This window comes from Elongatibacter sediminis, from assembly GCF_037892215.1.
Taxonomy (GTDB): Bacteria; Pseudomonadota; Gammaproteobacteria; order Xanthomonadales; family SZUA-36; genus Elongatibacter; species Elongatibacter sediminis.
Map to the genome: position 1 here is coordinate 85,473 of NZ_JAZHOG010000013.1, position 22,411 is coordinate 107,883.

General features: G+C 63.9%; 25 protein-coding genes. 5 read left to right on the forward strand and 20 right to left on the reverse strand.

Annotation, left to right across the window (positions count from 1 at the left end; all coding sequences use genetic code 11):
• The first annotated feature begins 4 nt into the window (after window positions 1–4).
• On the forward strand, window positions 5–412 hold the full coding sequence (locus tag V3330_RS17190) for a bacteriohemerythrin (RefSeq protein ID WP_354696681.1): 408 nt from the start codon (window positions 5–7) through the stop codon (window positions 410–412).
• 20 nt (window positions 413–432) lie between these two features.
• Here V3330_RS17190 and V3330_RS17195 read toward each other — a convergent pair whose 3' ends face one another.
• Window positions 433–621 carry a hypothetical protein gene (locus V3330_RS17195; RefSeq protein WP_354696682.1) on the reverse strand — a complete coding sequence of 63 codons (189 nt, stop codon included), beginning with the start codon at window positions 619–621 and terminating at the stop codon, window positions 433–435.
• Entirely contained in the window at window positions 609–2,024 is a 1,416-nt protein-coding gene (locus V3330_RS17200) for a cbb3-type cytochrome c oxidase subunit I (protein WP_354696683.1), read from the reverse strand. Before V3330_RS17200 ends, V3330_RS17195 begins: the two co-directional genes overlap by 13 nt.
• Window positions 2,025–2,150: 126 nt before the next feature.
• On the opposite strand from V3330_RS17200, the gene V3330_RS17205 reads away from it, so the two are divergent.
• The 4 genes from V3330_RS17205 (at window position 2,151) to V3330_RS17220 (ending at window position 8,547) form a co-directional block, all read left to right on the forward strand.
• Entirely contained in the window at window positions 2,151–3,365 is a 1,215-nt protein-coding gene (locus V3330_RS17205) for a type III PLP-dependent enzyme domain-containing protein (protein WP_354696684.1), read from the forward strand.
• A 45-nt stretch (window positions 3,366–3,410) separates the two neighbouring features.
• The gene (locus tag V3330_RS17210) at window positions 3,411–5,453 is read left to right on the forward strand and encodes a thioredoxin domain-containing protein (RefSeq protein WP_354696685.1); all 2,043 of its coding nucleotides are present in this window, start codon (window positions 3,411–3,413) and stop codon (window positions 5,451–5,453) included.
• A 450-nt stretch (window positions 5,454–5,903) separates the two neighbouring features.
• Entirely contained in the window at window positions 5,904–6,098 is a 195-nt protein-coding gene (locus V3330_RS17215) for a hypothetical protein (RefSeq protein ID WP_354696686.1), read from the forward strand.
• A 34-nt stretch (window positions 6,099–6,132) separates the two neighbouring features.
• Window positions 6,133–8,547 (forward strand): hypothetical protein, encoded by a 2,415-nt coding sequence (locus V3330_RS17220; RefSeq protein ID WP_354696687.1) that lies wholly within the window; start codon window positions 6,133–6,135, stop codon window positions 8,545–8,547.
• Between the two features lie 54 nt (window positions 8,548–8,601).
• Here the strand turns inward: V3330_RS17220 and V3330_RS17225 are convergent, their stop codons facing one another.
• The 18 genes from V3330_RS17225 to V3330_RS17310 form a co-directional block, all read right to left on the reverse strand.
• On the reverse strand, window positions 8,602–9,054 hold the full coding sequence (locus V3330_RS17225; RefSeq protein ID WP_354696688.1) for a cupin domain-containing protein: 453 nt from the start codon (window positions 9,052–9,054) through the stop codon (window positions 8,602–8,604).
• Window positions 9,055–9,102: 48 nt separating this feature from the next.
• Entirely contained in the window at window positions 9,103–10,407 is a 1,305-nt protein-coding gene (locus V3330_RS17230; RefSeq protein WP_354696689.1) for a DUF711 family protein, read from the reverse strand.
• Window positions 10,391–10,591, reverse strand: coding sequence for a hypothetical protein (locus V3330_RS17235; protein WP_354696690.1), 201 nt, complete (start codon window positions 10,589–10,591; stop codon window positions 10,391–10,393). Before V3330_RS17235 ends, V3330_RS17230 begins: the two co-directional genes overlap by 17 nt.
• A gap of 55 nt (window positions 10,592–10,646) precedes the next feature.
• Window positions 10,647–11,063 (reverse strand): PPOX class F420-dependent oxidoreductase, encoded by a 417-nt coding sequence (locus V3330_RS17240; protein WP_354696730.1) that lies wholly within the window; start codon window positions 11,061–11,063, stop codon window positions 10,647–10,649.
• 193 nt (window positions 11,064–11,256) lie between these two features.
• A complete protein-coding gene (locus tag V3330_RS17245) occupies window positions 11,257–12,462 on the reverse strand; it encodes a glycosyltransferase family 4 protein (RefSeq protein ID WP_354696691.1) in 1,206 nt (401 codons plus the stop codon).
• On the reverse strand, window positions 12,459–13,277 hold the full coding sequence (locus V3330_RS17250) for a class I SAM-dependent DNA methyltransferase (protein WP_354696692.1): 819 nt from the start codon (window positions 13,275–13,277) through the stop codon (window positions 12,459–12,461). The genes V3330_RS17245 and V3330_RS17250 overlap by 4 nt, the downstream gene beginning before the upstream one ends.
• The gene (locus V3330_RS17255) at window positions 13,274–14,236 is read right to left on the reverse strand and encodes a stealth conserved region 3 domain-containing protein (protein ID WP_354696693.1); all 963 of its coding nucleotides are present in this window, start codon (window positions 14,234–14,236) and stop codon (window positions 13,274–13,276) included. Before V3330_RS17255 ends, V3330_RS17250 begins: the two co-directional genes overlap by 4 nt.
• A complete protein-coding gene (locus tag V3330_RS17260; RefSeq protein ID WP_354696694.1) occupies window positions 14,233–14,940 on the reverse strand; it encodes a glycosyltransferase in 708 nt (235 codons plus the stop codon). Before V3330_RS17260 ends, V3330_RS17255 begins: the two co-directional genes overlap by 4 nt.
• 4 nt (window positions 14,941–14,944) lie before the next feature.
• Window positions 14,945–17,206, reverse strand: a complete 2,262-nt coding sequence (locus V3330_RS17265) for a glycosyltransferase (RefSeq protein WP_354696695.1) — start codon at window positions 17,204–17,206, stop codon at window positions 14,945–14,947.
• Window positions 17,207–17,393: 187 nt separating this feature from the next.
• Window positions 17,394–18,014 (reverse strand): class I SAM-dependent methyltransferase, encoded by a 621-nt coding sequence (locus V3330_RS17270; RefSeq protein WP_354696696.1) that lies wholly within the window; start codon window positions 18,012–18,014, stop codon window positions 17,394–17,396.
• A 62-nt stretch (window positions 18,015–18,076) separates the two neighbouring features.
• On the reverse strand, window positions 18,077–18,478 hold the full coding sequence (locus V3330_RS17275) for a GFA family protein (protein WP_354696697.1): 402 nt from the start codon (window positions 18,476–18,478) through the stop codon (window positions 18,077–18,079).
• A 69-nt stretch (window positions 18,479–18,547) separates the two neighbouring features.
• Complete coding sequence (locus tag V3330_RS17280) at window positions 18,548–18,970, reverse strand: MarR family winged helix-turn-helix transcriptional regulator (RefSeq protein ID WP_354696698.1); 423 nt, start codon at window positions 18,968–18,970, stop codon at window positions 18,548–18,550.
• Window positions 18,971–19,089: 119 nt separating this feature from the next.
• Entirely contained in the window at window positions 19,090–19,893 is an 804-nt protein-coding gene (locus V3330_RS17285) for a class I SAM-dependent methyltransferase (RefSeq protein WP_354696699.1), read from the reverse strand.
• 34 nt (window positions 19,894–19,927) lie between these two features.
• Window positions 19,928–20,377, reverse strand: coding sequence for a nitroreductase/quinone reductase family protein (locus V3330_RS17290; RefSeq protein ID WP_354696700.1), 450 nt, complete (start codon window positions 20,375–20,377; stop codon window positions 19,928–19,930).
• A 46-nt stretch (window positions 20,378–20,423) separates the two neighbouring features.
• Window positions 20,424–20,978: a GNAT family N-acetyltransferase gene (locus V3330_RS17295; protein ID WP_354696701.1), complete on the reverse strand. Its 555-nt coding sequence runs from the start codon at window positions 20,976–20,978 to the stop codon at window positions 20,424–20,426.
• A gap of 40 nt (window positions 20,979–21,018) precedes the next feature.
• A complete protein-coding gene (locus V3330_RS17300) occupies window positions 21,019–21,447 on the reverse strand; it encodes a hypothetical protein (RefSeq protein WP_354696702.1) in 429 nt (142 codons plus the stop codon).
• An 83-nt stretch (window positions 21,448–21,530) separates the two neighbouring features.
• Complete coding sequence (locus V3330_RS17305; RefSeq protein WP_354696703.1) at window positions 21,531–21,845, reverse strand: antibiotic biosynthesis monooxygenase family protein; 315 nt, start codon at window positions 21,843–21,845, stop codon at window positions 21,531–21,533.
• A gap of 80 nt (window positions 21,846–21,925) precedes the next feature.
• Window positions 21,926–22,402, reverse strand: a complete 477-nt coding sequence (locus V3330_RS17310) for a hypothetical protein (RefSeq protein ID WP_354696704.1) — start codon at window positions 22,400–22,402, stop codon at window positions 21,926–21,928.
• Window positions 22,403–22,411 lie beyond the last annotated feature (9 nt).

Below are 22,411 nucleotides of genomic sequence, written 5' to 3' on the forward strand. Positions count from 1 at the left end.
GCCCATGGCCCTGATCGACTGGAAACCCGAATACGAAGTCGGCGTTCCCGCCGTCGATGCGGAACATCGAGCCATGATCGAAATGATCAACGACGTTTACCGGGAACTGGAAGGAACACCGGACCCCGATACCATCGAGCATGCACTGGGCGAAATCCATTCCGGCATCGCGGCGCATTTCGCGCTCGAAGAGCAGATGATGCGGCGTGTCGGCTGGCGCGAGTACGAGGAACACAAGGCGAATCACGAAGAACTACTGGACGACATGCGTGATCTGATGGATGTCCATGCCGCGAATCCGGAGCAGGGGCGTGAGGAACTGCAACGGCGGCTGGCGGACTGGTTCACCGTGCACTTCGCCAGTTTCGATGCCCGTTTACACGCGGCCTTTCCCGATTCACACCACCACTGAGCGGAAATACCGCTGAGCTGTCAGCCTGGCCCCAGGTAGTGCCGGAGCGCCGAAAACGTCACAAGAGCCAGGCCCAGGAAGATCACGAAGAAAACGATCTGGCGGTGCTCCAGCACGGCTCCGCGGCGGCGTTCGATCCAGCGCAGCACGGCATCGGCGAGCAGGTAGATGACGATGGCGTTGAACGTGAAAAGGATCAGTTCCGACATTCTGTTTCATCCTCTGCCTGAGTTTGGCTGGCCGGCACCGCGTGCCGGTTGCGCAGAGCGCGCCAGGCGACGATCAGGAACAGCAGTCCGCCGATCACCGAAACCAGGCCGCCCAGGCCCATCAGCCCCATGCCGGCGATTTCACCGATCCGGTCGAGACCCTGTTCCGCCCCGGCGGTTTTACGCTGCACCCCGTATCCCCCCGTCCATGCCAGCCCGGCGATGTGCATCAGCTGACCCGATCCGTAAACAATCGGTTGCCAGAAAGCCATGCGTTGCGGTACCGCGCCAAACCCCAATCGCGGCAGGAGGTAGTAGGTCAGACCCATGAATGCGATGGTCACGCCCACCGTGGAGCCGTGGTAGTGAGCGGGAATGACGATGTCCAGGCCCGAAATCATGAAGCCGAGGACGCCGCCGGTCGCGAAAAGCACGATGGAAGTCACCAGCGCGGCGCGAAGAAAGCGCGCCTCACCCTGTGCCGGAGCCGCTCCCCACAGACTGACGACGACGGCGAGACCCAGCGGCAGGCAGGAAAGGCCGCCGAATTTCATCAGCTCGGTAAAAGCCAGACGGTGCCCTGGTGACATTACGTCGTGCGCGAGGTACAGGAACGGGACGGTGATCACCGGCATCGCGAGAATCAGCAGAAAACTGATCGTCACGCGGGGGGATAACGGAAAACGGCAGCCGCTGGCGCTGGCCAGCAGGACCCAGCTCAGCATCATCAGCAGGGTATGGGTGAACTGAAGCACGTGACCGCTGCCCCAGAACAGAAATTCGTAATATGCCAGGCCACCCATGCCGGCGGGCAGGCTGGTCAGGGAAGCGAGCAGGGCGAAGATGGCGATGCCGGTGATGGCCGCGGCCAATCGGCTTCCGGTGCGCAAGGCGTCCGCTCCGGTCAGCCGGCCACGCGGTTCCGCCGGGCAGTCACGCCAAGGCAGGCTGGTGCGCGCCAGATGAATGAAGATTCCGGCCGCGAACAAGGCCATGCCGGTGTGAAACACCGGATGCCTCAGAATGGGTATGTAGTTGTTCATCAACGGTTCGGCGGCACCGGCGAGGGGCGACAGCGCGACGGTGGCGGTTCCGGCCGCGGCCATCCAGAACGAGAAACGGTCCCAGACCGGCCGGTCGTCGCGGCAGGCCAGCGCCCAGAACACGCCGGCGATCGAGAGCAGCCAGATCAGTACGGACAGGTTGACGTGGATGACGAGCGCGACACGGAAAAAATCGGCGACGGGAAGGAGGTCCTGGATGGCCGGCGTTCGAGCCAGGACCAGCATCAACGAAAACAGTCCCGCCCCTACCAGGGCCGCGAGCCCAAGCATCAGCCAGGCGGACGCCGTACGGCGCAGGGACTCGCTGTGAATGGGCAGGTCATAGCGGGCTGGGGACATCGGGAGTGAGGTGTTCCGGTCGCAGGCGGCGCAGGGCCCTTCGGCGCAACTTAGCGGTCCCGCCGGTGCGCGTCAACGCCGAAGCGGGTGGATGTTCCCGCCGGCACCGCCTGTTATCATCCCGCCATGTCCGTCACTTCCGCTCGCGGCCCGGATTTCGGCTTCCCCGAAGACTCCGCCTTTGGCCTGGAGACCTGTGCCGATACCGCATCGCTGCTGGCCCGCGAACGGCCGGCCGAGCCGGTCTACTGCGTGTATCCGGAAATTTATCGCGAGCAGGCCGCCGCCTTCGTCGCCGGGTTTCCCGGCCACGTGCTCTACGCGGTGAAAGCCAACGATCACCCGGCGGTGATCCGGCTGCTGAATCAGGGCGGAGTCACCCATTTTGACTGTGCGTCCCTGGCGGAAATCGAACAGGTGCGCGGGTTGTGCCCCGACGCCCACTGTTACTTCATGATCCCGGTTCGCCCGCGCGGCGCGGCGCGGTCCGCGTTCGAAAACTTCGGCGTGCGGCATTTCGTGATTGACCATACCGCGGGTCTCGATCTGCTGGCCGACCAAGTACCGCTCGAAGAGGTCGTGGTATTCACGCGCATGGCGGTCAGCCACGAGGCGGCCCTGCAGAACCTGTCCACCAAGTTCGGCGCGCCGCCGGAGAGCGTGCCCGGCCTGATGGAGGCGGTGGCGGACCGCGGCGCCGAAGCTGCGCTGGCGTTCAATGTGGGTTCGTCAGTGACCCGGCCGGAAGCGTACGAATACGCGATGGAGGTCGCGCAGACGGTCCTGAACCGGTTGCCGTTTCGGGTTCGCCTGGTCGATGTCGGCGGTGGATTTCCGCGCAGTTATCCCGGTTTCCGGGTACCGCCACTGGAGGACTACTTCGACAGCATCCGCAACATGTCGGCGCGGCTGCCGTTGGCGGACGATGGCGCCATCCTGGCCGAGCCGGGGCGGGCCCTCGCGGCGCCCGGCCTGTCGGCGGTGGTGGAAGTGCTGTTGCGAAAAGACGACCGGCTGTACCTGAACGACGGCATGTTCGGCATATTCTGGGAATTGCGATTCAAGGGTCACGACCGCTACCCGGTTCGGGTTTTTCGTGACGGTTCGAGCCACTCCGGCGATACCCGGCAATTCAGCCTCTACGGGCCGACCTGCGATTCGACCGACGTTCTGCCCGGCAGGGTTCCCCTGCCGGCCGATATCCGACCGGGCGACCACCTCGAGTTTGGCAGTCTCGGTGCCTACAGCCTGGCGGGTCGCACCCGCTTCAACGGCTTTTACAGCGAGCGTGTGGTGCTCCTGACCGCGCCGGATGCCCGGCCGCCCGGGCAGGCGAATTGACCCGCCCGTGGCCAGCCCGCGGCGCTTACAATCAACGAGATCCTCATGACCAACCGTCTGATCCAGGAATCCAGCCCTTACTTGCAGCAGCACGCGGACAATCCCGTCGACTGGTATCCGTGGTGCGAAGAGGCGCTGCAACGGGCGCGTGACGAAAACCGGCCCATTTTGCTGAGCATCGGGTATGCCGCCTGCCACTGGTGCCACGTGATGGCGCACGAGTCCTTCGAGGACGCAGAGACCGCGGCCTTGATGAACCGGCACTTCATCAACATCAAGGTTGACCGGGAAGAGCGGCCGGACCTCGACGGCATCTACATGTCCGCCACCACCGCCATGACCGGGCAGGGCGGCTGGCCGATGACCGTGTTTCTGACCCCGGATGGCAGGCCGTTCTACTGCGGAACGTATTATCCGAAAGAGCCGCGCTACGGGATGCCATCTTTTCGGCAATTGCTCAATGGTGTGGCGGATGCGTGGGCCAACCGGCGCGAGGACGTCGACTCGACCGCGGAGCAGGTGACCCGGCATCTGGCGCAGGCTGGCGAGACCGCCGCCGCTGGCCGCATCGATTCCGCCGACCTGGACCTGGCAGTGGAGGGCCTGAAGCAGAGCTTCGACCCCAAACAGGGTGGCTTCGGCGGAGCCCCGAAATTCCCGCAACCCATGGTGCTGGATTTCCTGTTGCGCGAGCAGGTGCGCACGGGGAGCAACGAAGCCCTGCACATGGCGCGATTCACCCTGGAGCGAATGGCCGACGGCGGTATTCATGACCACCTTGGGGGCGGCTTCGCGCGTTATGCGACCGATGCCGGGTGGCTGGTGCCGCATTTCGAGAAAATGCTGTACGACAATGCGCAACTGGCTCGCAGCTACCTGCACCTCTGGCAGGTGACCGGAGAGGCCGGATTTCGCGCCGTCGCTGAATCCACGCTGGCTTACGTGGCCCGCGACCTGTGTCACGAAGCGGGTGGTTTCTACAGCAGTGAGGACGCCGACAGCGAGGGTGAGGAAGGGCGATTCTATGTCTGGCAGGCGGATGAGATCCGGCGGTTGCTGGGCGATGATGCCGATGCCTTCATGCGCCTGTACGGAGTGAGCGAAGAGGGTAACTGGGAAGGCAGCAATATCCTGCACCGGGCTGGTGATTCGTCCGAGCTGGCTGCACAGGCCGGCCTGTCGCCGGAAGCCTTCGACGCGCGGATGAATCAATGCCGCGGCATCCTGTTCGATGCCCGTGAGCAACGGGTCCGCCCGGGGCTGGATGACAAGGTTCTGACGGCCTGGAACGGATTGATGCTGACCGCCTACGCCGAGGCCGGGCGTTTCCTCGGTCGCCCGGATCTGCTGGAAACGGCGATTCGGAACGCGACTTTTCTGCGCACCCACCTGCGGCGCGACGACGGCCGGCTGTGGCGTGCGTGGAAGGATGGCGTCGGTCCCCGCCACAATGCCTATCTGGAAGACTACGCCTGTCTGTGCGAAGGCCTGCTGGCGCTGTACGAGGCGACCTTCGACGAGTCCTGGTATCTGTGGGCTCGTGAGTTGGCCGGGCACATTCAGACCCATTTCGCCGATCCGGAAGGCGCGGGGTTCTATGACACCTCGGACGACCACGAGCGTCTGATCGTGCGTCCGCGGGATTTGCAGGACAACGCCATGCCCAGCGGCAATGCCAAGGCGGCAATGGTGCTGTTTCGCCTGGGCTTGCTGTCGGGCGAGTCGCGTTGGCTCGCCATGGCGGAAGCAGCGCTGGCCCGGGTGAGCGAAATCGCCACGCGTCATCCGGGCGGGTTCGGCGAATGGCTCAAGGTGGCCAGTTTCACGCAGGGCCGGCCGCGCGAACTCGCGGTCATCGGGGATCGACCGGATATCGACGCTTTTCTCGCGGCTGCCGACGAGCTGTTTCGGCCGAACCTGGTGGTGGCCGCGGGTTCACCGGACGCCGCGCACCAGGTGCCCCTGCTGCGCGACCGATCGCTGGTCGGAGGCCAGCCCGCCGCTTACCTGTGCGAGCGATTCACCTGCCAGACGCCCGTGACCGACGCCGGCGCGTTGCGGGAACTGCTGTCGGCTGCCGGCACCTGAGACGGGTCGTATCCGGGCGCACGAACTCCGTGATTTGAACGTTCGAACGGGTTACCATGCGATTTCACAGGGAATTTGTGGGATATGAGCGTGTGTTATCGTTTTTTTCGGGTAAAACCGGACACGCCGCGAAGTCGCCGAACAGGAAAGCCGGTGTTCGCGGATCGAATGGATTTCAGCCCCTCTTGTTGTTCGCTGGCAGCCGGCTCCCGGCCGTGGCCCGGCGCGCACGCCAGGCCGGGCGCATGGATCGGTCTGCTCCTGGGCCTGCTTCTGGCCGCAGCGAATTCGGCGTCGGCGGACTCCGGCTGTGGTGGCGCGGCTGCGGCGAATGGCGCCACGGACGCGCAGGATTCGGCACCCGCACTCCGCGTTCAAGTCGATCCCCGGACAGGTGAATTGATTGACCGGCCGCTGCCCGGTCCTCCTTCGGTGTCTGCCGATCAGAGTGTGACAGCACCCATTGTGGTCACCCGGCGTCCCGATGGTGTGGTCGTCGCGGACATTGGTAATCGTTTCATGTCCGAGACCCGGGTCGAAATCGTGGATGGTGAAATCATCACCTGCCACCGCGCCGTGACGCCGGCCGATCCACCGGCCCGGGCGGCGGATCACGACCACGCCGGCCCCGCCAGCCATGACTGAAATCCAACCCGACGGCCGGACACGAGCTGGCATCGTGGCTCGAATTGGAAGCATGACCGGCGCGTGGGTGCTCGCGTTCGCGTGGGTGCTCGCAGCGAATCCGGCCGGCGCCGCCACGGTCATCGTCAACAACGTCAACGGTACCGGCGAAGGATTCAACGACAGCACTGCGGTCAGCCCGGTGACGGGCAACCCGGGCACGACCGTCGGTCAGCAGCGCCTGAACGCTTTCGAAGCGGCCGCGCAGCAGTGGGCCGCGACCCTGGTCAGTCCCATCACCATCGTCATCGACGCGCAAATGACTTCGCTGGAATGTGACCAGGACAGCGCGGTACTGGGCTCGGCCGGGCCCAGCGGCTTTATCGCCAGCGACTTCGATGGCGCGCCGCAAGCCAATACCTGGTATCCCCAGGCCCTGGCCAATGCCCTGTCCGGCGAGGATATCGATCCCGCCCGGTCCGACATCAGTGCCAACTTCAACCAGGATATCGGACAGCCCCGCTGTCTCGAAGCCCTCGGCTGGTCCTATGTCATTGGCGCTCCGGCTCCGGCCGGCACCATCGCCTTCACCACGACCGTCCTGCACGAGATCGCCCACGGACTCGGTTTCCTGACCTTCGTGGACAAGCAGTCGGGGGCTTTCTGCTGCCAGGGCACCGAGCAACCCGATCACTACAGCCGCTTCCTGCTTGACGAGACACCCAGCCCGACCCTGTGGACGGCAATGAACGATACCGGTCGTATGAACTCCGCGAAGGACGACGGCAACCTCACCTGGGCCGGAGCGCGGGTGGGCGAGGTCGCCGGACTGCTCAGCACCGGCCGCCACGCCAGCGGCCGGGTGCGCCTGTATGCGCCCACTACCCTGGCACCCGGCTCATCGGTCAGCCATTGGGACACGGCGGTGGACCCCAACGAGCTGATGGAGCCGTTTCTGCAGGAAATCTTCTCGACCCGCCTGACCAATCACCTGATGCTGGACGTGGGCTGGAACGCGATGGTCGAACTGGCGGTCGGCAAAACCGATGGACGGGCATCCATCACGGCGGGCTCGGCCACCCAGTACACGATCACCCTGAGCCACAATGGCCCCGCCGACGTGTCCGTGATCGGCGCCAGTGTGAGCGACACGTTCGCGGCCGCGCTGACCGGCGTTACCTGGGTATGCAACGCCAGCGGTGGTGCGGCCTGCGATGACGCCGCCGGCAACGGCGATCTGAACACCACCGTCGATCTGCCACTGGGCGGGACGGTCACCTACACGGTCGACGCGACCGTCGACGCCGGCTTCACCGGCACCTTGTCGAATACGGTCACGGTGGGCATGCCGGCCGGCATCCAGAACACCGCGAGTTCCGACGCCACCGACGAGACCACCGTGCTGCCGCCGGGCTCCACGGCCGGGATCACGGTCTCACCGGTAAGCGGTGACACCAGCGAGGACGGCGCGAAAGCGGAATTTACCGTAGTGCTGGACAGCCAGCCGTCACACGATGTCGGCATCGCCTTGTCGACTTCCGACTCGACTGAGGGCCAGGTATCACCCACGTCCCTGCTGTTCACCGATGCGGACTGGAACACACCGCGAACCGTTACGCTGACCGGGGTCGATGATGCTGTCGATGACGGCGACGTGGGCTGGACGGCGATCATCGCCGCGGCCATCAGTGACGACACTGACTATGACGGCCTGGATGCGCCCGACGTTGTATTGCTGAATCAGGACGACGACACGGCCGGCATCTCGGTCGGGCCGATTTCCGGCAACACCACGGAAGCCGGCGGGCAGGCCAGCTTCGCCGTGATGCTCGACAGCCAGCCATTGGCGGACGTCACCATCGCGCTGGCGACCGGTGATGCATCGGAAGGCAGCGTGCAACCGGGCCAACTGGTGTTCGACGATCAGAACTGGTTGGTCCCGCAGGACGTGACCGTGACCGGCGAAGACGACGCAGTGGATGACGGCGATGTCGGGTATGCGATTCTGACCGGTCCGGTCAGCAGTGCGGATGGCGGTTATCACGGGCTGCCGGTCGCGGACGTGGCGGTGACCAACGAAGACGACGATACCGCCGGGATTACGGTATCGGCCATTTCCGGACCGACCACCGAGGCCGGCGGCACCGCGACGTTCACCGTGGTGCTCGCCTCCGAACCCACCGCTTCGGTTTCCATCGCTCTTTCCAGCGACGATCCCGGGGAAGGCACGGTGGCGCCGGCCAGCCTGCAATTCGGTACCGGCGACTGGGATCAACCGCAGCAGGCCACCGTTACCGGGGAGGACGACGCCGTGGACGATGGCGACGTCGCCTACCTCATCGTCACCGCGCCGGCCACCAGCGGCGATCCGGTCTACGACGGCCTCGACGGCAGCGACGTTCCGGTGGTCAATGAAGACGACGAACCGACCCTGCCGCTGTTCCTGGACGGTTTCGAATCGGTCGACTGATGGTGGTGGCCGGAACGGCGGGAGCAGTGGCCACCCGCCGGGAGGGAGCCGGGTTCAGGAACCGGGCTCGGCGAATTCCTTCAACGATTCCGCGTCCTCGGCCACCGCATCGGCGCCCTTGACCTCGACCATCACGAGTCGCACGGTGGTATCGCCCACATTGGTGCCGTAATGCCGTCCCACGGCGCCCATCCAGTGCGCTTCGCCGGCCTCCTCTTCGGTGACGAAGGAAGTGCCGTCGGGCAGGGTGATCTGCAAGGTCCCGCCGTCGACCACGTACATCGCCTTGGCCGGATGGGTGTGCCACGGCTCCTTCTCGCCCGGGGCGATCTGGTACTCGACGATGCGCACGTGTTCGTTTTCCAGCAGCAGCGAATACATGTCCGGTGACAGGGCGACCGGGTCGATCTGCTCGATTTCCCCGGCGACGGTGGTCAGGGAGACGGTACAGGCGGCGATGCCGCAGAACAGCGTGGTCCGGGCCAGCCGGGTGGATTTCCGATTCATGGTCAATGCTCCAGGTTTGGGAAAAGGGGTAAGAGGATACGACGCCAGTCAGCCCAGCGGCAGGACGGTCGCGTCGGTGAGATATGGGTTGTCGAACGTTACGATTTCTCCGGCCTGTCTGCCGGGGACCGGAAACAGGCGGGCCGACAGCGCCTTGCGATAACGGGCCGCCAGGGCGGCGACGTCAGTGATGGCCGCCGCCAGCTTCTCTGGCGGCGTGTCGCCCGGCAGGGGCACCACGTCCAGACCGGTGCCACAGACGCTTGAATAGAGAAGTAATTCCTGAATTCCGTATCGCCCTTCGGTGGCGCGGGCCGCCAGTACCGGGTCTTCCAGTACCGGCAGCATCAGGCCCGAGTAACCACAGGTTTCAATGCTCAGGCTTTGCAGCACTCCTGTAATCGCGGCGCAGGCCGCCAGTGTGGAAGCGGATCCGAACGGTGCCCCGGTCAGCGTTTCGATGGCCTGGCCGATGCTGGCATCGATCCCCGGCGCGGGTGACGCGTCAATTCCGAGATAGCGCCAACCGGTCGCCTGCGACAATTCGCGGGCCTGCGCTTCCACCGGAGCGAGTTGGGTTTCGAGTCGCTCGCGCAGCCGCGCCGCGCCTTCGCTGATGCTGGCCGCCCCGGTGAAGGCCGCGGTCAACAGGGGTGGCGACTCCAGCCCGAGAGCGAAAGCCGGTTGGCCCTGATGCCAGGCGGCGGGAAAAAACGGTGTGCCCGGCGGGCAGAAAGCCGTGGCGGCAAAGCGAAAATTGTCCTCGCCCCCGGTCCCGGTTTGGGCCAGCGCATGAATGGCCCGGGCCGCACTGTCACATGCGCCGGTATGCACGCCGTGCTCGATGGAACCGACCACAGCCGTTCCGTTCAGCTGCCGGGTTTCGGTCACCAGCTCCGCCATCCAGTCGGCAAAGCCCGGATGCGCGTCGGGCCCACGCAGAATCTGACCGATACTGACAGGCAGGCCGTGCGGTTCCAGGTGCCGGTCGAGCTGACGCAAGGCGGCGATGCCGGCGGCGGAATCCCAGGCGGGCAGATACTCGCCCACTGGCTGGGTGGCGATACGAACGGTTTGCACCGTGTATCCCGTGTCGGTGAATGCGCGCCTTGCCTGCGCGAGAAAATCAAGCGCGCCATCCACGGCATGAAAATCCGCTGCACTGCCCAGGGAGATCCCCGCCGTGATGGTGCGAATGCGAAAATCCGTAACAGCACCCTGCGCCGCAGCGGCCACGGGCCATCCCAGGCCGGCGGCAATGCCGGCGCCCGCCGCACCCGTTATTCCGCCGATGACCTGGCGGCGGGAGAGGGGAGCCGAACCTGGCGCGTCGGTCTTAATCGGGTTGCTCACGGTTTAGAGTTCCTTCGCCCGGTGTGATGAACAAGTCGGATTCGAATGCATGCGATGAAATCAGCACATGCCCGCCGAATCCGCCGAAGTCCCGATCGAGATCGTCGTATAAGCTGGGGCCGACCGGCACGGACTTTACCGCCAGTTCCGGCGTGAGTACGGCGAATTGTTCACTGATGTTCATGGGCGCCTACCTTACCGGAAAATGGCCCGCGTCCTGAACCAGCGACCGGCCCGATTCAATCGTCGGATTCCCGTTCCGGCATCGTGGTTTCCATGGAATTCACGCGCTCCGGAGCGATCTTGAAGATCACCCGGATGTCGCCGTCCCGATTCCACGGATAATCATCCAGTCCCAGGTAGAGCCGGGCCAGTTCGTCGATGTGCTCGAAGGCGCCGGCCTCGGTCTCCTCGACGACCGCGCCGCGAACTTCCACCCAGCGGTTGTCGTTGTTCGGATCGACTGCGAGAACCGTGGCCTTGCGCCTGCGCGACAGATTGCGGTACTTCTGCCGGCCTTTTTCCGTATTGATCCAGATATGAGTGCCGTCGTAGCCGCACCATACCGGCTGCACCTGCGGGGTGCCGTCGGCCATCAGGGTGGCCAGGGAAATGGTCACAGGACCTTCCAGCAGATCGCGTAGCGATTCGGGCACGATGTTCAAGGGGTAATCCTCATGGTTTTGTCAACGGGATGGCCGTGGATTTCATCGGACAGACGATCAGTACCCGCGGCCCTTCCTCCAAAGCGTAGCATGCCTTCGACGGTTTGGGGCAGGCGGTCCCGCGCCCGATCCTGGCTGCCGGCGGGGTTCCGGAACCCGAATGACAAAACGGCTCGGTCGATGATTATCGGCCGTCTGCGAATTCTTTGACGATGTCGCGAAAACCCGCCATGAAACGTTCTTCGCTGAACCGCTCCGCTGCAGTCTGCAAGCGCCGGCGAACCCGCTCCTGTTCCGCTTCGTCGGCCAGCAGGCGGCAGATCTTGTCCACGGCCTGGTCGTCCGAGTCGTAGACCAGGGCCGGATCGGCGTTGACGATTTCGGTTTGGCCGCCGCTGTTGGGCACGAATACGACACAGCCGGCGCGCAGCATTTCCGCCGGAGCGATGCCGAAATGCTCGTCGTGCAAGCCGTGCAGGCCGAAACGACAGCCGGACACGAGTTCTTCAAGCCGATCGCGGCTGACCGACACATGCAGCCGGCACCAGTCACCGGCCCTTTCGATGCGTGATCGGAGGTGGTTCACGTAGGCATCGCGTGCCAACCGGTCGGGGTCACCGATGATCTCGAACTCAAGACCGAAGCCGCGTGCACGAACCCGCTCCAGAATATCGATCATCTCAAGGTAGCGCTTGGATGGTGACAGACGGCCGATGGCCACAAATGCGAAGCGTCGTTGCCGCCAGTCTGTGACCGGGCGCCTCCACACCACGGGCGGATACAGCACCTTCGGCTCCACATCGTAGATATGGCCCGTGTGGTCGGCCGTCCACTGGGAATTACAGATCATCTGATTGCTGCGCAAGCTGGATAATCGTATGCCCGAAATGAACATCCACGGCGGGCACGACCCGGTCAGCATGCGCCCGAATCTACGCAGGGTTGCCGCTTCATCGTTTCTGCGCAGCGTAGCCAAATGTGGCGTCAAGTACGGAAAATGCGTGTATGACACTCCGGGCCGTCCGAAGTCGAGTTCGTCATCACATGAAACGACGACATCGTAGCGATCCGAACGGGCCCGGCAGAAGCGCATCATCCAGGCCAGACGCTGCACGCTGAACGGGTCCGGATCGAGCCGGTGCAGGTGACGCAATGGAAACGGCAATTGCCAGATGGTGAATGCCTTGCCCTCGAGAGCGGTGCCGAAGTGCCGGTCGATCCCGGCGAAATCGGGACGGGAAGCACACAGGATGGTGACATCCCAGTTCGATTCCAGGGCTTGCAATGCCCATGCCGTAACGCAGCTCCCCCCTCCGTAGGCCGCCATGGCCTGTGTCAGAAAAAGCAGGGGGCGTCGCTTGACGCTGGCTTCAGACGACGTCTCGGTCATGGTGCAGTCACTTCTGCCGCCATCCGGCGGCACACCGCGATCTCGGTACTCGGGCTCTCCCTGAGAAGCCGGGTCAGTACTCGCTCGTACGGATAAAGCAGGGCGCCGGTCAGCCAACCCGTGATCTCGCTATGCCGCGCGACGCGGCCGACCAGCCGCCACCAGGCCCGAAGCAGGGCGCTGGTGGAATCGTCCGGGGCGTTCATCAGGACGAACATCGGCCGACGAAACAGCAATTCCAGCCCCTGGCGGGCCAGGCGCTCATGGATATCCGTCAGGGTTCGGCTGTAGTGATAAGTCCCGCCTCGCGCACGCACGTGGTGTGTGAAGTTTTCCGACAAGAGCAGGTAACCTCCGGGCTTGAGTGCTTGCGCGATGTTCGCGATCGCACGGTCATAACATGGGTCGTCGACGATGTGAAAAAGAACGTCGAAGGCCGAAACGAGATCGAACCCGGCTTGCGGCAGATTGGTAACGCCAGACAGGTCCTGATGATGGAGGGTGATCGTGGGAAACCGCGGTTGCAGATAATCCAGGGCCGCTTCGCTGAAATCCAGCCCGTGAATCCGCCTTGCGCCGAGTTGCTGCCACTGATCGAGATAGAACCCCGTCCCTGAGCCGGCGTCCAGTATCGTGCACTGCCGGATATCCACGGCCAGCTCTCTCACGACGGCCCGGAATCGCCTGGCACGTACGCGGTACAGCCAGCGGTTGTAGTTGCGGCCGAAGCCCGCACAACCAATGCTCGATTCGTCCGGGTCATTGCCGATGCGCTGATTCCAGAAGCGCTCGGCCCGGGTTTGCCCGGGATTCACGATTCGGCTCTCGCGGCCCGGTGGAAGCGGGACGGTTTCTCGAACCGGGACCGGCCGGGAAAGTAGAGCCGCAGAAATCCCGGAGTAAGCCGGTCTGCGAATCGGCCGGACCAGCCGGCGGCGGGCTCGTTGTTCAGGCAGAAGAACCGCGGCCGCTGGCTTCGAACCGTTTGCAGGTCACGCAGCCTGGCGGCGAAGCCGGTATTCAGTCGCACCAGCGAATAGTCGGGTCCGCCCGAGGCCAGTCGCACAGGGCGCCCGCCATTCGCCATCACGTGGGTCGCATAAGCGATGCGCAGCAGGAAGTCTCTGGACGAACGAAAAGGACTCTTCCGGGTGCGCTCGAACTCGTCTGCGAACAGGCGTTCCAACTCGCGGATGATTTCCGTGTCGTACAGCTGCGGCGTGTGTGTCGGCATCCATTCTGGTGGAGGGGCGTCCAACCGGGCGCTGGCAATCGCCAGTGTTCGGCGGCAGGCCCGGTCGGTGAGGTTGGCGTCATCCAGGTCGCGATCCAAATGAATCCCTTCCAGGAAAAACCGATCGCCGGCACTGTCCAGAAAAACATCCTCCGAGGTTGGCCGGCCGACAAAAAGATCGTCGTTCAGATACAGGAATTTGGCGGACAGATCCGGAATCCGGTGCAGATTCAATTCAATGGCGTGAGAATTGAAGGTAGGAAGAACCCGGGGGTCGGGAAAAACAGCCCGGTGAGGTACCAGCCGGATCTTGTCGCCCATTATCAGCCAGTCCGGCTTCTGACCATTGGTGACGAGATGAATACGGCGAATCCAGGGCAAGTGACGCTCGACCGAGCGCAGCGAGTAACGCAATTCATCGTTGCACTCATAAAGGTGCTGCCGGGCATCGAATGCGCCGGCCTCAGGGGCAGCCGCCCGCAGCGCCCGGCAGAATTCGGGGTCGCCACCGTCGACCCAGGTGTAAACCGCGTCGATCACGATCCGGGCCCCGCTGAATCCACACGCGGTTTGGCGCGCTTGTGCAGCGCCAACAGGTTGACCGACTTGAGTCCCAGCAGATGCCGCAGCGGTTGGCTGACATCCAGAAACCAACGCGTGATGAAACGCTGGCGGCACTGGTAGAAGTACAGCACATCGTCCAGCAAAACCTCGTTGCGCAGCGCGCCCGCACGGCTGATGCGCAGGGACCAGTCCATGTCCTCGGCCCGGTCGACTTCGGCAAAGGCATACTCACGGGCGATGTCCCGGCGAATCGGCGTAATGTGACAGGGCGGGCGCAGGTAACGTCCCGCACAATGGCGCCAGTCGTGATAGCGGACCGAATGAATCAAGGGGCGCGGATGCCGTCCGCGAAAACGGATTTCTCCCCGCAGGGAAATGCAGTCGGCCGCCGGATGCGAACGGATCGCCTCGAGGATTCGGGAAACGTACTGCTCACCGACCCGGTCATCGTCGTCCACGAATACGACGAAGCGGCCGCTGGCGGCAGCCAGCAACCGGTTTCGTTTTGCGCCCACCGGCTCGGAACCGTCGTCCCGCCGCAGCAGGATTTCGACGTCGGTGCTCGCCCCCTGGTGCTCGGCCTGGCGCTCCAGTTCGCCGACGAGCCCGTCGAGTAGCTCCCGGCGCGAATCCAGGGTCGGAATCAGAATGCTGAGTAATGGCTCGTGACTCGTGCTCACCGTCTCAAACCCGTTCCGGGCGCGCCGTTATCCGCATGCGGTCGCGCAGATGGGCGAGGACGCCGAGACCGAGCCCCACGCCGCTGTATGCGTACTGCAACACGATCATCGGTACGGCCCGCAGCACGAATAGACTTCCGCGTTTCCGGTACAGGAAGGCGAGAAAGCGGCTGTTGATGACGAGCAGAAGGGCCAGCAAGCCAGATTCAGCGGCGATCAGCGCCACTCCCGGCCAGCCGGGAATCAGCGGCAGCACGATCATCAGGCACACGAGCGCGACGCTGAGAACCTGGTTGGAGCGGGTATTCAGATCATTGCGAAACACTCGCCGCTCCAACATCACCCGGGTCCACGGAATGGCGCGCTGGAGAACGTCGCTGCGAATCAGTCCCCTCAGGGTGTAGCGCTTGGTATGGGTGAGCTGAATGTCCGGGCACAGCAGAATCCGGTGCCCGGCCTGGTGCAGCCGATAGCCCAGGTCGACATCTTCCATGAAGCGCTGCCGGCTGTCGAAGCCGCCGATGTCGATGAATAGCTCCCGGCGTATGGCTCCGAAGCCGCCGCAGAAGGTCGCGGCCTCCCGCCGCGACACCTGGTGCGTGTAGTGGTGCTGCAGATTCTTGTACTGGGAGCTGAAATTTCCAGCCGGGGTGTCGTGTTGATACGAACAGAACATCGCCGCCAAATCTGCGTGCTGCTGAAACACCTCCAGGAGCCGGTCCAGGGTTTCGGGCTCGACCAGGACATCGGCATCGAGGAAAAACAGCAGGGGTGCCCGTGCTTCGCGGGCGCCGCGGTTGCGGGCCTCCGACTGGCCCCGGTTGCGATCGAGGCGAATCAGCCGGTCACAGCGCGAAGCGGCTACCTCGGCGCTGCCGTCGTCCGAACCGTCGTCCACTACGATCGACTCATGGTCCGCCAGGGACGATTGCGCGAGGGCGTCGAGGCACCGTTCCAGATCTTCGCGCATGTTGTAAACCGGGATGATGACGGAGAGGCGGGGTGGCCCGTCCGACCGAGGCCGCCGTTGCGTCTGCGTCACGTCGTGGACGCTCGACCGTGGCCGTTCCGGCACCCATTGGTCGTAGACTTCGAGCAGGCGGTGCGCCAGCAGGTTCCAGTCGTGGTGCCGCTCCACCGTGTTTCGCGCCGTGGTGGCCAGGTCTTGAGCCCGTCGGGGGTTTTCCAGCAGGTCGCAAACGGCGTCGGCGAAGTGGTCCGGCTGGTCGGCTTCGATCAGGTCATGGCCGGGGACGAGATCCAGTCCTTCCCGGCCCAGTGCGGTCGACACCACCGGCCGGCCCAGCGCCATCGCCTCGAGGATTTTGAGGCGGGAGCCGCCACCGCTGCGCAGTGGCACGACCGCCAGCCGGGCGCGGGCGTAGAGCGGGCGCGGATCCGTGAATCGCCCGATGATTTCGATCCGCCCGGGCACATGCAGATCCCGCACCCGCTCGTGACCGCCGGCACCCGCCACGATCAGGCGGCAGGCGGGCCGCCGGTCCCGGATCCGCGGCAGAATCTCGGCGCAGAACCAGCGCACCGCATCTTCATTGGGGGGATAGCCCAGAGTGCCGACGAACAGCAGGTCCTCGGATTCGTCGTCCACCGGCGCCTGGGCTTGCAACTCGCCGCAGTCGACCCCGTTTCCGATCACGGTCGCGTTGATGCCCTCAGCTTCGCGGCGCAGCCGCTCCCGGTCCTGTGACGAGACGACGATCACGTGATCGAAATCAGCAGCCAGGCGGCTTTCCCAGCCACGCATCAGGCCCGCCTTGCCCGCCGCCACCAGGCGCTGAAAGCCCGAGCTCATGCGGTAGATGCTGTCGTATTGATGCTGCCCCAGGTTGTGCAGTGACAACACGGTCGCGCCATCGAAATCCGGGTCGAGGGCCGTCCGGTACGGGGCCAGGAAAGAATGTTCGAACTGCACCAGGTCGAAACGGTGTTGGCGGGTGAGTTCGCGGATGCGCCGGGCAAGTGCCGGGTAGTAGTAGGTCGCGGTCGCCGCGGGCCGCCCCCGCAACAAACCCCTGATCGCCATCAGGGAGGAGCCCACCGGCCCGCGGTCTGCCGCGACACCGTCCACTTGCGCACAGAACGATCCAGCTTCAGCCGTCCGGCGCAGATCATCTTGCGGTTCCAGCAACGAGAGCACGTACACTTCGTGATGGCGAGCCACCCGCCGAATCAGATGAAAGTCACGTAATCGCGCACCACTGGAAGGTGGCACCGGCAAACCGTAGGTGACGTAAAGAATTTTCAAGGCCGGAGTTTGCTTCCTGCAACGCCAGGAGATGGGTGTGACTCGACCGGTAGCGAACCGACTCAGCGATGTTCAGGATACCAAATTTTCCCGGGGTCCTTGTACGTCGTGGATGCCGCAAGGAAGTGCGGCTGCAGCCCGGCACCGGACGCGCGGGTTCAGGCAGGCGCGGGTCTGGGTCGTGAGCTCAGCGGCGGCGGGCGATGATGAACACGGCCTTGCGCGGACCCGGCAGCCACTCGTGTTTGATTTCGAAGCCGGCAGACGTCATCGTTCCGAGCAGGTCGTCCTTGCCGAAGAACGCCAGGTCGGGGAGCAGACCCAGCCAGCGGCCGAGCGGGGCGATGGGCCGCATGAATCCGAACCCGTCGTTCAGGCACGCCGTGCTGGTGACGAAGATTCCGCCCGGTTTTAGCAATCCGTGGACCCGAGCGATGACATCACGCCAGTCGGGCAGCAGGTGCAGGATGCTCAGCCCCAGCACCACGTTGAAGCTGGCGGGTTCCGCCTCGAGGTCGGCCAGCGCCACGCATTCGAAGTCCACGTTGCCAATGCCGGCGTCGGCCGCCTTGGCGCGGGCGATGTCGATCATGTTCGAGGAGATGTCGGTAGCGCGGATGCGAGCCACGTGCGGGGCATGCACCAGCGCCGTCGAACCGGTCCCGCAGCCAAACTCCAGCACGTGCATGTCGGGGCGAAGGTATTCCCGGGTCAGCCGCAGTTTCTGCTGATAGGAGTCCTCGTCGGCAACGGGACGGCGGGCATAACGCTGGGCGATTCGGTCCCAGAACCGGGCGGTGTTGTTCATGTCAGCAGTTGTGGGGGCATCGCGTATTTAATACAAGCGCCACGGTTGTGGTCGTCCACGGGCTACTCCATCCCCTCGGGATATTGGGGAGCCGTGCCGCCGATGTGATCCCACGGCGCCTTCGAATCCACGAATATGTGGGCCTCGATCTGCACACCGGGATCGCCGTCGACGCTGCCCAGAGTGATTCCCATGACCTCACCCCGGTACAAACCACACAGTGTTGAACCGTAGGTGGCGCAGAAAGCCAGGCCGAACTCGCCATCGGTGGCGTATCGGTTCAGGTGCTCAGTACCCGAGACCCAGCGAAAATCAGCTGGTTTCCTCAGTTCCGCGAAGGCCGAACCCGCCCCGCTGAACACCTTGCGGCAACGCGAACAATGGCACGAACGGGCCCGCACCAGGGGTCCATCGATGGTGTATCGGACGACGCCGCAAAAGCAACCGCCAGTCAATTGGCTCATGAATCCTCCTTGTTGTTTCCGTCCGGCCGCCGCTGCCTGAGTGGGTTCCAGATATCGGGCCGACATGATTCAGCCGGCCCGTGTCACAAGACGTGACAAGGTCTGTCGATCGCCGGAGTCGAGACCGTGCAACAAGTCGTCGGCGATATGCCGAAAGCTCGTCTCGGTTTCCTGCAACACCCTCTGGCCAGCTGTCGAAAGGCTGACCAGGCTTTGACGCGCATCACGCGGATTGGCGGTTTTCTCGACCAGGCCGGTCTTGATCATGGGCGCGAGCAACCGGGTGACGCCGGAGGCGCTCATGCCCAGGTGATCGGCGAGCACAATACGCGGGACGGCCGCCTGCGGCGCGTTGCCCAGGTAGTGCATGGCGAGGTATTCGGTCAGGCTGAGCCCGTGCATGCTGAGGCGGTTACCCGCCCGCCGTGAAAGCCGTGCAGCCAGCAGGTTGATCTGGATCAGCAGGTCGGCGCTGTTGGTTTTTGTCGGCATGATTATTCCTTGTAATATGTATGTGGTGTAATTGCGGGCGCAAGTATTACGCAAACACAAATGCAAGTCAACCCGGAATCATTCCGACTCTGAACCGCTCGACCGTTACGAGGACCGTTTCAAGGACGGGCGCCCGCCACGATGTGTGCCGGGGCATTGAATTCAACCTCACCGTCGTTGTTTACATACCGGGCCAGCACATCCTCGGCCGCCTGCAGTATCGCCTCGATTCGCGAGTCTTCGAGATGCACACCCATGATCGGCAGCCACCCGCGCAAATCGGCCTCGACCATGACACGGATGGAGGGGAAACGCGCGGTTCCCTGACAGGTGGTGACCTTAATGTCAGCCACCCCCGCCTCGGTGAACAACGCGGCCAATTGGCTTTGGTCGCCCAGCACGAAAGGCGCCCTCAATGCATCCGCCGCCGCGGGCCCGGCCATATCCTCGAGAAGGGCCACGGCTTCGGGGTAAGCGGCCGAGTTTTCCAGTGAATCCCAGACCGCGACGGCCAGGCGCCCACCGGGAACCAGAACGCGCAACATTTCCGCGATGGCATTCACCCGATCCTGGAAAAACATCAGGCCGAACTGACTGACGACCGTATTGAAGGACTCGTCCGCCCAGGGCAGCGACTCGGCGCTGGCCAGACGCCAGTCGATCGAGGGCGCCAGTTGTTGCGCCACGGCGAGCATGCCCGGAGTGGCATCAAGACCGGCGACGACTCCCGTATCTCCGACGCGCTCCTCGGCTTCCCGGGCCAGGATACCTGTCCCGCAGGCCACATCCAGAACCCGCTGGCCCGATCCGACCCCGGCTGCAGTCAGCACCTCGGGCGCGAACTGGCGAAACAGCGCCGGAACATGCAGGTCTTCGTAGGCCCTGGCGGCGGCGATGTCTTTCGCTGATGCCTGAATGTTCATCTACAGCCTCCTCAGTCACGCAAACGGCCACTTATCATACCGCCCGTGCTTCAACCATGGCCGTCGCTTCCACCGCGCGATCGAGGTGACCGGGCTTCGGTAACTTGTCCGGCCCTAGTTCGATGTCGTAATAGGGCGCGTCCTGCGGGTACAGCGCGAGCAGGCGAAGCAACTTGGCCCGGATGCGAGTCGGGTCGTCGGTGACGGCCTGCATCAAGTAACGGCCGTCCTTGCCGGCGATGCGCAAGGTGACTTCGACCGGTTCGCGCATATTGCGCCACCACTGATTGTTGCGTGCCGTAAAGCTGCGAATGACCCCGCCGTCACGGATGTAGCGCACCGGAGTGGTAAACGTACGACCACTGTTGCGGCCGGTGAAGGTGATCAGCATCACGCCCGAACTCAGCAAGCCGTGTGCGGGCGAACGCAACAGCCAGATGATGCACGGATTGATGACGGCGAACAGGGATTCGGGGAGCTTCATTTCAATCGTCCTGATGAATTGCGGGAAGTCCGTGTGATCGGCCGATTCAGGCCGGCGCAGGTTCCGGTTCCGATGCCGATGCAGGGTCTCCGTTCGAACGCCCGCTGCCGAACGCCGGGTGGTAGCTGACCGTACCCTGAGGACAACAGGTACCGAAAGCCAGCGCCTGAAAGTACTCCGGCGGCACGCCGGGCAGGGTCAATCCGGGCAGGGAACGGAAGCCGAACCGGACATAAAACCCGGGGTCGCCCAACAGCACGCAGCCGGCGGCGCCGAGTATCCGCAGTTCTTCGATCGCGGCCGTCATCAACCGCGATGCGATACCCGTGCGCTGGCAATCCGGATCGACAGCGATCGGTCCCAGCCCGTACCACCGCGTTGTGCCGTCGGAAACCTTCACTGGCGAGAGGGCGACATATCCCACGACAGCGCCATCGCGTTCTGCGACCAGCGATAGCGTCAGTGCCTGCGCCTGGCGCAAATCATTGACGATGCGGGCCTCGGCGCCGGAAGCATGCGGTGCAGCAGCGAACGCGCGCTCGATGACCTGCGCGATGGCCGCGTGATCAGCGGAGCGCTCATGGCGCACGGTAACCGTCAACGCTGTTCACCTGCGGCGCGGTCGCTGGCTGCTGGATAACTCACGATGGGTGCCTGGGAATCGGGTCCAGGTTGGGCTCGACGAAAGACCGCCGGGCCTCTTCGGAAAACAGCAATTCCGCGGAGTAGTGGGTCAACATGATTTTCGAGTCCAGCATCATGGGGTTCTGCGATATGAAATCGTCGGCCGATTCGGAGCACTTCGTCTTGTTCATGAAGTGGTGGACCGCGAGTATCCAAGCTTCGGTCATCGTCTGGTGGTACTTTCCTTCCGGATCGACGCCGGCCTGTCTGAGCAGGCCGAGTATCGTATCCCGCATCCGCCGGATCGCCCTGTCCGTGCCGTGGGCACAGAGATATACATAGGCCAGTCGCAAGTGCGCCCGGTGGTCAAACTCCGCCACCGGGTATTCGCAGGCTTCAACCTGGTGCTTGAAGGCCTGGTCCTCTTTTGTGACTGCATGTCTCATGGCACGTTCCCATGCGGTGCTGTGCGCCGCCTGGATGGTCCGGCTTCGAATGCAACGGCACGGAAGCCCGGTGGCGCAAACCTTCAGCAGTCGGCGAAGAAGCCGACATGGTGCTCGGACAAAGTATACGCCTCACACCGAGCATCCAACTCACGGTACGCATCGCCGATGGTTTGTTTCATCGCCGCAAACGTGGACTGCGACTGCCAACGGTCGATGGTGAGGAATCGATCGGGATTGGCGGTATCCTGTTTCAATTCGGTCCCGATGTAACCCGCGCATTGACGAAACAGCTCCACCCACGAACCGGTCGAGCCGTAGGCGACGAGAAATTCCGTACGGTATCGGCCGTCGATTTCGTAGGTCCAGATGCTCTGAAAATTCGATTCGGTGTTCAATCTCTACTCCAGCTTGCGTTCCGGGCATGGCGCAACAGTCTGACGCGGCACACCGCGTCGTACCCGGTAAACCCGACCCGTCAGGGTATCCAGATTCCCCAGTTCAGCAGGGCCAGGAGCGCCAGACCGAGACAGCTTGCGACATAGGCGAGATTAACGCTCGCCCGTATGCCCCACGGCAAGCGGCTCAGGTCCATGCGCGTGAGACGCGCCAGTACCACGCCGAGACCGAGGAAAAAAAACCAGGGCGTGAAGAGAAAGGCCGGAGAACCACGAACCAGAGCCGTGACCAGATCGTGTACGGCCCCGCACACCACGAAGGTGATGACGAGAGCGACCGCCGGGGGCAGGGCACGTTTGAGAGGAGCGAAAACGTAGCGACCAAGAGCATAGCCGAAGATCGGATTCCAGTACTGCCAGAACACGGCAAACGACTTTGCGCCGAGGGAACGCTCGAGCATGTTGCGGAGCCCTCCGGGCGCTCCGGCAGGCACGCCGTTGCGTCTCTTCACGTACTCACCCATGGTCAGAACGTGGCCTTTGTCTCTTGAGTTCAAGCCAGCGCC